Source organism: Syntrophales bacterium (assembly GCA_035363115.1).
Classification (GTDB): domain Bacteria; phylum Desulfobacterota; class Syntrophia; order Syntrophales; family PHBD01; genus PHBD01.
The window spans coordinates 529,142-540,840 of sequence record DAOSEM010000002.1 but is presented as its reverse complement, the minus strand read 5'-3'; the positions used below and the strand labels follow the sequence as shown (position 1 = coordinate 540,840).

Genomic DNA, 11,699 nt, shown 5'->3' with positions numbered 1-11,699 from the left:
TTCCGGGATGGATTCGGGAGATGCTTCGTTCAACCGTCTTGAACGAAACGATCAGCGGCTGACGGATTGGGGAAATGATAGCCTTTCAAGAATTGGATTCACGCCCGTACGGAGCCCCCCGGGGATGGATGAACCCTCGGATCTTCTTCCCGGTGCCAACGGGGATCCTGCACGACCTGCCGGGCATTCCGATGGGAAACGGTTCTTTCATCATCCGGCTTTGCTTTCACATCCGGCGAGGCATGGACCGGCAGGCGGATCGATACCCCGGATGCATTCACCACTGCAATTGAGTTGCGGCATTCCATGGGGAGTGATAGCTTCCGACGGGAGAACGGGTGGATCACCGCTCATTTCCAGACTTTGATCGATGGGTTGATCGTTATTTCTGCGAAAGAATAAGGAGGGGACATGGAGACGGCGGCTTTGATCATGGGCCTTCTTTTCATGGTGATTGCCATTGCCATCGTCGTTGGCATTTCGAGATGGGTATTCCGGATCAACGACATCATCAGCCGGATGGACAAAGTCATCGAATTGCTGGAGAGGCAGATCCGCCTGCGGGAATAGGCCGAAAGGGTGCAGGAAGGAGTCCCCGGTTCACGAGGGGAGTGTTTCCATGCGCGACGGTGTGCGCCGGGGTCACCAGCATTCGATGACTTCAAATCCGTCACAGCCCCTCATGCCGCAGGTCTTGTCATCTCCGATCACGTACGTCGGCGTCAGGTAGCCGATATCATAGGCGATCTTCCATGAACGGGCCTCCCGGAAACCATTGATCTGGCAGAACCGGTCGGCGGCGGGTTTCCGGCAGGACTGGGCCCAGTTCAGGCAGATGTCGACGCGATATCCCTTATACATCGGTTTTTCGAAGACCCTGGATGCCGGGGACTGTCCGGCCGTCTCTCTCGAAGACGGAGAGGGCGAGACTCCGAGCTTCAAAAGGTCGGCAATGGTTGCCGTCTTGGCGATGTCGCCGCGGGCGGATCCGATGACCTTGGCGGTCCCGGTATCAATGGCCTTGCAGGAAACGCGGATACTGTCCCCGAAGGGCGTGATGGTTCCGGTGATGATGACATCGGCTCCCGCGAGTTTCCCGATTTTCCGGATGGCCTGCGGATCCATGAGTCCGGAAAGCGAGAGCTTCTGCTCTTCCAGGAGCCGCTTGATGTGATTGCGGTCGAGAATGTCGAATCCGGAAGACTGGGATGTCAGGTTGCCGGATAATTCTTCGGCTATGAAGCGTCCGAGTTCGTTTACCTGGCCCCGGAGATCCGTGAAATCGACAACGGCGATGGTTTTCATGTTTGATTTGCTGATGCTGGAGGCCAGGATTGAGGACAGGTTCGCGATCTCCCGTTCATAGGACAGCGAGGAGCCCGGAAGGGCCAGTACAAGCGATGCAGCAAGGGAAATTAGAAGACCTCCAAAGCCGAGTTTTCGGATCGTCATCGTTATTCTCCCTTCGGCGATGTTGTCGCATCATAGGACAGAGAACACAACAGGTCAAACCAATCCTGTTGCCTGGCATGAATGTTCGTTTCCAAGATTCCATGTAGGAAATTGTCTGAAGGATGAAATAGAATTCCGCCCTAATCGCTTTTCAGACGGCACCGGATGGCTTTCCACCATTCGGGATGTCATCCATAATCGGGCAATCAAAAAAGCTTCCTTTGGAATATGCCCCGAAAGAAGGAAACGAAATGACGATCCGATTCAAGATCTGGGTGGAAGAGGAAGGTACGACCCTGTTCGGGAAAGGTCTGGAGGAATTGTTGAAAGGCATCGATGAATGTCGAAGTCTATTCGGCGCTGCCAGGAAACTGAAAATGTCCTATCGGGCGGCCTGGGGAAAAATCAAGATTGCCGAAAAGCGCACCGGGATGAAACTCGTTGTCACCAGTGGAAGAAAGGGTATGCTGCTGACAAGTGACGCTCGTAATATCATAAATGAATACGCTAAGATGGAAAATAATATTAATCAATATCTTGAGGAATATGGCCTTTCAATCGGTATTGCCAGCCATGCAAATATGCAGCATCCGCAAGACAAACCCTTCCTGAAGAGTGCTTGAGCATGTCTCGTCCATATGCCTCTAGAGGCATATGCCAGTAATGCCATAACTATCTGTAATTATTAGCAATTAAGTCTTGACAATCTATGCGGGGAGGAATAATCAACAGTCATTCGGTTCGCAAGTATGGAATCGGATGATGGGTGTCGTCCCGAATGGACGGCAGAGAAATTGGGCATCTACTTAATGCGAAGCGACCGGAGAAATGGAGCGTTCCATCTCATTGGTTCGCGAGACCGCAGAGGAGGTTACGTATGAAAGACAATTTTGAGATGCCAAGGCGACGTTTTTTGCAGATGACCGGTGCAATCGGGATCGCCACCGCAATGACGGCTTTCCCCTTCCGGAACCTGCAGTCGGCATGGGCGTTCGGGGAACATCCGCAGGAGCAGCTTCCCTACCGGGTCACCAAGAAGGTTCCCCAGGTCTGTGCACGGGCATGCGAGGCGGACTGCGCCTACTACGTCGTCATGGGTGTGGACCCGGCTACGGGTCTGGAGCGGGCCATCACGCTGGAAGGACGGCCTGAGGATCCCGTTTCCAACGGGAAATTCTGCATCAAGGGCATGGGGTTCGTCGATTCAATGTACGATCCGGACCGGTTGATGGTCTCCCTGAAGCGCACCAATCCCGTCAAGGGAACGGACGTGGATCCGGGCTGGATCACCATGAAAACGGCCGACGCGGTGAACGAAGTCATCGCCGGCCTCAAGAAGCTGAAGCCGGAGGAAATTCTCTTCGCATCCCCTGGTGACCCCTACACGAACCGGCTCTGCCAGTCCATCGGGGCCACCCGGAGCGACCAGCGGACGGAGTGCTTCGGCACCCATTACTACATCAACTGCCTGACCCTGACCAACCCGCCGAACAAGTTCTATTCCAGCTGCTATACGCCAAGCCATCACGTCTGCGGGTACGACTACGACAAATCCAAATACCAGATCTGGTTCGGGTTCGACTCCTTCTCCAAGTGCGGCAAGGCAGGCATGCTCAACCACTGGGCTGCGGGAAAGAAGAACGGCTGCAAGATCGTGATGTTCAACCCCGTCCGGACGCCCATGGCAGACGGATATGCCAGTGAGACCCATGCCATCAAGCCTGGGACCGACCTGGCCGTGGCGCTGGCCATCATCCGGACCATCCTCGCGGGAAAAAAATACAATGCCCCATTCCTCAAGAAGTATTCCGATGCTGTCGCCCTGGTCGATGTAGACGGACGCTCCGCCCTGAAGGCGGAAGACGGACAATTCCTGGCCTGGTGCAGCAAGCACAAAAAGGCCGAGCCGATCGACGAGTGCGATGCTCCGGTCCTCGCGGGCGGTCCGTTCAAGGTATCCGTCGGAGGCAAAACAATCACCGCCAAGCCGGTCCTGCAGCTTCTTTCGGAGGCGACCAGAACCTGCACGCCCGAATGGGCCGCCAGGATCAGCGATGTACCCGCCAAGGCGATCAGCAGGATCGCCATCGAATTCGCCGCGGCGGCCCCCTATGCCATGGTCCCGACCTACAAGCGCGACGCCGCGGGACCGAACTATGCCAACAGCTGGCGGCTCCGCCATGCCATCAACATTCTCAACACCCTGGCAGGCTCCATCGACCACGAAGGGGGCGTCCTGCTTCTCCACGGGATCAAGATCCCCTGGATTGACGAACTGGCCCCGCCCGTCGTTCCCTATCCGGAACAGCCGGCTGAACCAGTCGATTTCAGAAACGAATTTCCTGTCACAAACGACATCTACCGGAAGAAGGATTTCTCGGCGCCGGGGCATTACGGAATGGTCGGCTGGGGACTTTACAAGACCAATCGGGCCAAGGCGGTATTCTTCAGGAATCCCCATCGGGGGCTCTTCGCCATGATCCAGTCGCAGATGATGGAAAAGGCTGCGGACAAGATGCAGATGGTCGTGGACTGGAACCTCTACCTGGACGACCTTGGATACTTCTGCGACTACGTGATTCCTGCCCCCCACCAGTTCGAGGAGGGTAAACTCGACCTGCGCCTCTACTACCCGAAATATCCCTGCCTCGCCGGCGGCGTTCCGGTTCAGAAGACTCCGGGCGATCAGATCGGATGGGGCGGATTCGCCGCCAAGATCGGCCTGGCCATGGCTCCGAAATACTGGACCACGGACGGGAGCAGTGATCCCAAGAAGCTGATTCCGATGAACATGGGCGACATCGCCGTCAAGAAGGCTGGCGCAGCGGAGAACGGAGCCGATTTCAACAAGAAGGGGAGTTTCTGGATCGACCGGAAGCCTTACAAAAACTATAAACAGATCGAGGAGATCGGTTACGGCCGGCCTAAGGGGAGAGTGCGAATGTACATCGACGAATTCTCCCGGGTTGGGCATGAACCGCTGCCGGTCTGGGCGACCCGGTGGCATGAATCCACGGGCGACTACAAGTTCTCCCTGCTGATTACCCGCGCCCCCTGGTACATGCATGCGGATCCGAACTTCATCAACAACGCCGTCCTGAAGGAAGTGACCGTCCGAAACTTCATGGACTGCGTCTGGATGAACCCGGAAGCGGGCAGGAAACTGGGCCTCAAGGAAGGGGATATGGTGATCCTGGAGAACGATCCCAACTACATGAAGGATCTTCCCCGGCCGCAGAAGGCGAAGCTGCATCTGACAAACCGCGTCACAAGGCAGGACTGCATCCTGACCTTCCACGGAATCGGGCACCGGGCGAAAAATCTTCGGCATGCCAAGGATTTCGGTTACCGGGACGGGGATCTGATCCCGCAGAAGGATCCCAACATCGTCAAGAAGCACGATCCGACCGGGATGGGCTGGGTGGAAGACGTCTATGTCAGCGTCAGAAAAGCATAAGTGAGGTGAATGACGATGAAAGAATACGCGATCCTGCTCGACAGTACGTTCTGCACCGGCTGCAACAGCTGCGCATACCGGTGCATCCAGGAGTTCCGGTATCACGACCAGGCGTCGAAGGGTCTTTTCCGAACCTTCGTCACCATCAACGACGGCGGCCTGTACCAGAAACGCTGCATGCATTGCCTCGATCCGCAGTGCGTGAAGAACTGCCCCGTCAAGGCACTGACCAAGTCGGATTACGGACCGGTGTTGTATGATGCCAAAACCTGCATCGGCTGCCAGACCTGCGTCCGGGTCTGTCCGTTCCATATTCCGCAGTTCGATGCAGACTTGAAGAAAATCGTCAAATGCAGCTTCTGTGCCCAGCGTCTTGGGGGCGGGAAGCAGCCGGCCTGTGTGGAGGTATGTCCCACCGGAGCGCTGCAATTCGGCGAATACAAGGCCATGAAGGCCCTGGCCCTGAAGCTGGCCAGGGAGAAGAAGCTGAAGCTTTACGGATCCGAGGAGAACGGCGGGACGCACCTGTTCGTTCTCACCAAGGAAGACCCCGTTGCGGCCGGTTATCCAAAAGTAGCCAAGAGGATGCTGAAGGGTGGAAAGGCTTCCCTGGACGGAGATCTTGGCGTACCCGCCATGGCGGCCCTGGCGGTTACCGGCCTGAAGAAGTTCAGCGAACGCCGGGCACGAGTCGAGGCTGAAGAGAACAACAAGAAATCCTGATTTCTCTCGGATAACCTTCCCCGGGAAGGGGTAAAACCCTTCCCGGGGGACCGGAATACCCGTCGGAACCCATTAACAGACGCTTCCCGGGCAGTTCGGTCCACAATGGAAACATAGCCCACGAAAGGACGTAATCATGACGACAGAGAATAAACAAATCCTTGAACTGGAAGCACGGGCGGCCATTTTCTCCCTGCTGGCCCAGGCCTTCAACTATCCCGATCGGGAAATAATCACAAGCCTCCGCAAGGGGGAGTTTCCCGCAGCCCTCCTTTCGGCCGTCGGATGTCTCCCGAACGCGGCATCGGTCTCCGAAGATATTGCGGCTATTACAAATGAATATACAGGCTCGGGGAAGGGAGACGATGAACTCCTGCTGGAGCTGGAGAAGGACTACACCCATATGTTCTTTTCCTCCAAGCCCCGGCTGGTCTATCTTTTCGAGTCGGTTTACAATGAAGGGAAGCTTCTCCAGGAATCCACATTCCAGATCGCAAGGCTTTACTATGATGCCGGCCTCCGGCCCGCCGAGCATTTCAAGATGCCGCCTGACCATATCGCGGTGGAATTCGAGTTCCTGTCCTATCTGTATTTCAACGAGATCAAGGCCATCGAGACGAACAACAGGGAAAATGCCGAGTTCGCCCGGAAACTGCAGGGCGATGTCATAAACCATCATCTTGCTACTTTCGGCCGTACGTTCGCAGAAAAGGTCGCGATACATGGACGGACCGTTTTTTACAGAATGATGGGCAAAATTACGTCCTTTGTCCTTGCGGGAATCCAGTCGTGATGCCCGCATAAAGAAAACTTGCCTGCCGTTGCCGCCTCCCAAGGTTGTGCAATATACCGATCACCCTCTGCACCGGGTCTATACCGGGTGATGCCGGGAAGCCCGGCAATTTTCATCTGACGGATTTCCCGCCCTTTCTTTGCCTCGATTCAATCAAAGCCCTCCTGTGCGTTCCATCGATCCGAATCAAAAAGAAGTTGATGAAAGAAATCATTTCTCAACATATAATCGCCCCGGCAGCATGAGCATCCTTTTATGCTTCCATCAACATAGGCCAGACGTTTGAATCCTTTCTCCAACCGTGAAAAAAGGTCTGCCTGATGTCGAAGATTCTGATCGTTGACGACACCTCCGAGAACGTCTATCTGCTCGACATCATCCTCCGGGAGGAGGGCTTCGACACGGTCAGCGCCGCCAACGGAAAAGAGGCGCTGGAGCAGGCAAGGTCTTCCTTTCCGGATCTCATCATCTCGGACATCTTCATGCCCGTCATGGACGGGTTCACGTTTCTCAGAGAGTGCAAGCTCGATGAAAACCTGAAGAACATCCCTTTCGTATTCTACACGGCGACCTACACGGACCCGAAAGACCGGCAGTTCGCCCTGGATCAGGGAGTCGATCTGATCCTTGTCAAACCAGTCGACCCGTTCGAGGTCGTGAAATCGATCCGCATGCTTCTGGAGAGACGAGGCGGAATGGACCTGCCTTCCTTGAAAGCGGAGCCTCCTCCTGATGATGAATTCCTGAAAGGGTACAGTGAAACCGTCGTCCGCAAACTCGAGGAGAAAGTGCAGGAACTGGACGAGGCGAACCGTGCCCTTTTCACAAGCGAGCGTAAATTTCACCGCATCTTCGAGGATTCCATTCTCGGGATCTTCCAGTCCACGCCGGAGGGCCGCTACACGATGGTCAATCCCGCCCTGGCACGCATGTTCGGCTATGACTCGCCGCAGGAGATGATCGACGCGGTCGCCGACATCGGCCGGGAGCTCTACCTGGATCCCCGTGACCGGGAAAGGGCACGCTCGCTGCTCGCGGAGAAGGGTTTGCTCCTGGGATTCATCGCCCCGTTTCGACACCGGAGCGGGAGAACGATCTGGCTGTCCCTGAACAGCCATGCCGTCCGGAGAGAGGACGGAACCGTCGAGTACTTCGAAGGAACGGCGGAAGACATCACGGAGAAGATGGAGTGGGAGGGACTCTACAAAAGCCTGACGGACCGGTCCTTCACCGGGATCTACCTGCTCCAGGACGGGCAATTCCAGTTCCTCAACCGGAGTGCCGCCGCCTTCGCCGGATACACGCCGGAGGAACTCGTCGGAAAGGATTCCCTGTACTGCATTCACCCCGATGACCGGGAGAAGGCCCGCACCCTGACCCGGCGCATGATCCGGGAAGGGATGGCCGTTCCCTTCGAAGTCCGGATCATCTGCAAGGACGGCACCGTGCGCTGGATCATGCTGACCCTCAACCTCACGGAATACAGAGGCCGGCCGGCGATCCTTGGCAATTCGCTGGACATCACGGAGTGGAAAGAGACACGGGAAAAACTGGACTATTCCAAGACCATGGAAGCCTCGATCCTCAACTCCATTCCCCTGGCGGTCATCGGGCTGGAAAACCGGCGGATCGTGTTTGCCAATGACGACACGACCCGCGTCTTCGGCTGGCAGCCTGAAGAGCTTTACGGCCGATCCGCGCGCATCCTGTACCGCAGCGAAGAGGAGTTCCAGCGCATCGGAAACGAGGTCTATCAGGCCCTGGGCATTCAGGAAAACATTACGGTCGAGATGGAAGCCCTGTGCCGTCACATGGACGGGAAGGACATTTTCTGCCGGATGAAAGCGGCACGCATTGGAGAACGCCTCCAAGACAACCGGATTGTCGCGACGTACGAAGACATCACGGAACTGGTCGAGACCAAGGAAAGACTCGGGCAGACCTTCGAACAGCTTCAGAACACCCTGTCCGGGACGATCCGGACCATCTCCTCGCTGCTCGAGGCCAAGGATCCGTATACGGCAGGGCACCAGGAGAGGGTAAACCGGCTGGTGACAGCGATTGCCCGGGAGATGCACCTTCCGGAAGAGCATGTCCAGTTCCTCGGGACAGCGGCCCTGCTGCACGATGTTGGCAAGATCCACATCCCCTCGGACATCCTTTCCAAGCCCGGTAAATTGAGCGATGTCGAATACAGGCTGATCCAGATCCATCCCGAGGAAGGCTATGAAATCATCCGCCACATCGATTTTGCCTATCCCATCGCGGAAGTGATCTTCCAGCATCACGAGCGACTCGATGGATCGGGATATCCCCGGGGGTTGTCCGGTGATCGCATTCTGCAGGGGGCGCGCATCATTGCCGTGGCCGATGTCGTGGAGGCCATGAGCTCCCACCGGCCCTATCGTCCTTCCCTTGGCGTGGATGTGGCCTTGGATGAAATCACGATGCACCGGGGAACCCGCTATGACGCCGGCGTCGTGGATGCATGCCGGCGGCTTCTCCTGGAGAAGGGATTCCGGTTTGAAAACGACCATGCCGCCAACCAGCCGGCGGAGCCTCCGTCCTCAACATTGGGACGGCCGGCTTCGGGCCCGCAACGGGAAGGAAAGGGATGAGGAAAGCATCATGCACCGATGCCTGATCGTCGATGATCAAGAGGAAAATCTCTATCTTCTTGAATTTGTTCTTGAAGGGGCAGGCTATCAAGTCGAGCGAGCCGTGAACGGAGCGGAAGCCCTCGAGAAGGCGAGACGCCGTCCGCCCGACGTGATCATATCGGACATCCTCATGCCGGTCATGGACGGCTATGCCCTGTGCCGGGAATGGAAAGCGGACGAGAAACTGAACCATATCCCGTTTATCGTGTATACCGCCACCTACACGGACCCGAAAGACCAGGACTTTGCCCTCGACCTCGGTGCCGACCGGTTCGTCGTCAAGCCCCAGGAACCGGATGTTCTGGTCCGCCTGGTTCGGGAGGTCCTCGATGAATCCTACTCCGCGAGGCAGGTTGCGGTCATGCCCCTCGGCGAGGAGATGGAGATCTTCCGGCAGCACAACGAGATCCTCTTCCGGAAACTGGAAAAGAAGATGTCGGACCTGGAGGCGGTCAATCATCAGTTAAGGATCTTGGAAGAAAAATACCGTTTGAGCTTTGAGCATGTGACGGATGTAATCATCACAATCGACGCCGACCTGGTCATTTCAAGCATAACTCCGTGCCTGGAGAGAATCCTGGGTTATAAACCGGAAGAGTTTGTCAGCCGTCCGGTTTTCGACTTGAAAACCATTCTGACGCCGGATTCATTTGAACGCGTCGCATCCGACGTAGAGAGGATTCTGCATGGCGACACCATTGAAGCGGCCCGTTATCGATTTATTGCCAGGGACGGCTGCATCAAGCATGGCGAGATCAGTGGGTCCCCCATCTGGAGCAATGGGAAAATCATCGGGATGGTCTCCATTGCCAGGGACATCACCGAACGCCAAAAGATGGAGGAGAAACTGCAGGCGGCCTATGCGAAAAGGCAGGAGCTGGAATTCATCATCGACCACAGCCCTGCAGTCGCCTGGCTTTGGAAGGCCGAACCGGGATGGCCGGTGGAATATGTATCCGGAAGCATCACTTCCTACGGCTATGTTCCTGACGATTTCACGGGGGGCCTGATTTCCTATGCCTCCATCGTTCACCCGGAAGATATTCAGAGGATAGGCACAGAAGTGGAGCAGTATACCCGGGAAGGCCGGGGCGAGTTCACCCAGGAATACCGAATCTTCTCAAAATCCGGCGAGATACGATGGATCGATGACAGAACATGGATACGGCGCGGTCCAGACGGTTCGATCACCCATTACCAGGGAATCGCCATCGACATTACCGACCGCAAACAGGCGGAAGAGGCCCTGCAGAGGAGTGAGGTCCGCTTCCGCCAGCTCTTCGAGAGGATGTGCAGCTGTGCGGTCATCTATGAAGCCGTAGACGACGGGCAAGACTTCGTCATCCGGGACTTCAACCAGGCGGCGGAACGGTTGGAGAAGATCAAAAAAGAAGAGGTATTGGGCCGTAAGGTGACAGAGGTTTTCCCGGGGGTCCGGGATTTCGGACTGTTCGATGTATTCCGGCGGGTCTGGGAAACGGGCAGAGCCGAGGATCACGATATTACCTTTTACAAAGACCAGCGTATTGAGGGCTGGCGGGAGAACCATGTCTTCCGGCTGCCTTCCGGGGAGATCGTGGCGCTCTATGAAGACGTAACGAACCGAAAGCAGGTGGAAGAGGCCCTGAGGAAGAGCGAGGCGAAGTACCGCAACATCCTCGAAGACATAGACGATGCCTATTTTGAGTTAAACCTGAGAGGAGATCTTGTTTTCTTCAACGAAGCACTGGTCAGTAAGACGGGGTATACCCACGAAGAACTCATAGGCATGAACTATCGGAAGTATATCAGTCCCGAGACCAGCAAACTGGTGCTGGACATATTTTCGAAAATCTACAATACGGGCCAGCCCGTCCGGCTTTTTGATTATGACGTGGTCATGAAAGACGGACAGGTGAAGAATTATGAGTCATGGGCCGGTCTGCTGTCGGACGAACAAGGAAATCCCATCGGCTTTCGCGGCATGGCCCGTGACATCACCACGCGCAAGCAGGCGGAAAAGAACCTCCAGGAAACCCTCGAGAATCTGCGGAAGGCATTGGGAACGACGATTCACGTCCTGGTTTCGGCGGTGGAAACCCGGGATCCCTATACGGCGGGCCACCAGGTCCGGGTTTCGGAACTTGCGGCCAATATCGCCGAGGAAATGGGATTGTCCCGCGACCGGATTGAGGGTCTCCGCATGGCCGCCGTCATTCACGACATCGGGAAGCTCTATGTGCCCGCCGAGATCTTGAGCAAACCCAAGAAACTGAGAGAGATCGAATTCGCCCTGGTCAGGGAACACGCACAGAAAGGCTATGAGATTCTGAAGGATGTGGAATCGCCCTGGCAACTTGCCGAGATCGTCTACCAGCACCATGAGCGGATGGACGGATCGGGTTATCCGAGAAAACTGGAAGGGGAGGAGATTATCCTGGAAGCCCGCATCCTGGCTGTTTCCGATGTCGTGGAGTCCATGGCTTCTCACCGTCCCTACCGGCCCACCCTGGGAATCGAGGCGGCTGTCGAAGAGATTGAAAGGAACCGGGGAATTCTTTACGACCGGGACGTCGTTGATGCCTGCCTGAGGCTGATCCGCGAAAAAGGGTACTCCGTGCTGCAGTGATCCCGT

The 11,699-nt window shown here is 56.2% G+C and carries 8 protein-coding genes; 7 read left to right on the top strand and 1 reads right to left on the bottom strand.

Going from position 1 to position 11,699, the window contains the following annotated elements:
- The first annotated feature begins 411 nt into the window (after positions 1 to 411).
- Positions 412 to 570 carry a hypothetical protein gene (locus PLO63_07895; protein HOI74052.1) on the top strand — a complete coding sequence of 53 codons (159 nt, stop codon included), beginning with the start codon at positions 412 to 414 and terminating at the stop codon, positions 568 to 570.
- A 72-nt stretch (positions 571 to 642) separates the two neighbouring features.
- Here the strand turns inward: PLO63_07895 and PLO63_07890 are convergent, their stop codons facing one another.
- A complete protein-coding gene (locus PLO63_07890) occupies positions 643 to 1,452 on the bottom strand; it encodes a FlgO family outer membrane protein (protein ID HOI74051.1) in 810 nt (269 codons plus the stop codon).
- A 251-nt stretch (positions 1,453 to 1,703) separates the two neighbouring features.
- On the opposite strand from PLO63_07890, the gene PLO63_07885 reads away from it, so the two are divergent.
- The 6 genes from PLO63_07885 (at position 1,704) to PLO63_07860 (ending at position 11,693) form a co-directional block, all read left to right on the top strand.
- The gene (locus PLO63_07885; protein ID HOI74050.1) at positions 1,704 to 2,075 is read left to right on the top strand and encodes a LysR family transcriptional regulator; all 372 of its coding nucleotides are present in this window, start codon (positions 1,704 to 1,706) and stop codon (positions 2,073 to 2,075) included.
- 254 nt (positions 2,076 to 2,329) lie between these two features.
- Complete coding sequence (locus PLO63_07880) at positions 2,330 to 4,909, top strand: molybdopterin-dependent oxidoreductase (protein HOI74049.1); 2,580 nt, start codon at positions 2,330 to 2,332, stop codon at positions 4,907 to 4,909.
- Between the two features lie 15 nt (positions 4,910 to 4,924).
- Positions 4,925 to 5,632, top strand: coding sequence for a 4Fe-4S dicluster domain-containing protein (locus PLO63_07875; GenBank protein ID HOI74048.1), 708 nt, complete (start codon positions 4,925 to 4,927; stop codon positions 5,630 to 5,632).
- 136 nt (positions 5,633 to 5,768) lie between these two features.
- On the top strand, positions 5,769 to 6,425 hold the full coding sequence (locus PLO63_07870) for a molecular chaperone TorD family protein (protein ID HOI74047.1): 657 nt from the start codon (positions 5,769 to 5,771) through the stop codon (positions 6,423 to 6,425).
- A gap of 320 nt (positions 6,426 to 6,745) precedes the next feature.
- A complete protein-coding gene (locus tag PLO63_07865) occupies positions 6,746 to 9,043 on the top strand; it encodes a PAS domain S-box protein (GenBank protein HOI74046.1) in 2,298 nt (765 codons plus the stop codon).
- A gap of 10 nt (positions 9,044 to 9,053) precedes the next feature.
- Positions 9,054 to 11,693: a PAS domain S-box protein gene (locus PLO63_07860; protein ID HOI74045.1), complete on the top strand. Its 2,640-nt coding sequence runs from the start codon at positions 9,054 to 9,056 to the stop codon at positions 11,691 to 11,693.
- Positions 11,694 to 11,699 lie beyond the last annotated feature (6 nt).

Bases quoted from the DNA above. Each gene is read 5' to 3' on its own strand.
- PLO63_07895 (HOI74052.1), top strand. From the start codon at position 412: ATGGAGACGGCGGCTTTGATCATGGGCCTTCTTTTCATGGTGATTGCC.
- PLO63_07890 (HOI74051.1), bottom strand. From the start codon at position 1,452: ATGACGATCCGAAAACTCGGCTTTGGAGGTCTTCTAATTTCCCTTGCT.
- PLO63_07885 (HOI74050.1), top strand. From the start codon at position 1,704: ATGACGATCCGATTCAAGATCTGGGTGGAAGAGGAAGGTACGACCCTG.
- PLO63_07880 (HOI74049.1), top strand. From the start codon at position 2,330: ATGAAAGACAATTTTGAGATGCCAAGGCGACGTTTTTTGCAGATGACC.
- PLO63_07875 (HOI74048.1), top strand. From the start codon at position 4,925: ATGAAAGAATACGCGATCCTGCTCGACAGTACGTTCTGCACCGGCTGC.
- PLO63_07870 (HOI74047.1), top strand. From the start codon at position 5,769: ATGACGACAGAGAATAAACAAATCCTTGAACTGGAAGCACGGGCGGCC.
- PLO63_07865 (HOI74046.1), top strand. From the start codon at position 6,746: ATGTCGAAGATTCTGATCGTTGACGACACCTCCGAGAACGTCTATCTG.
- PLO63_07860 (HOI74045.1), top strand. From the start codon at position 9,054: ATGCACCGATGCCTGATCGTCGATGATCAAGAGGAAAATCTCTATCTT.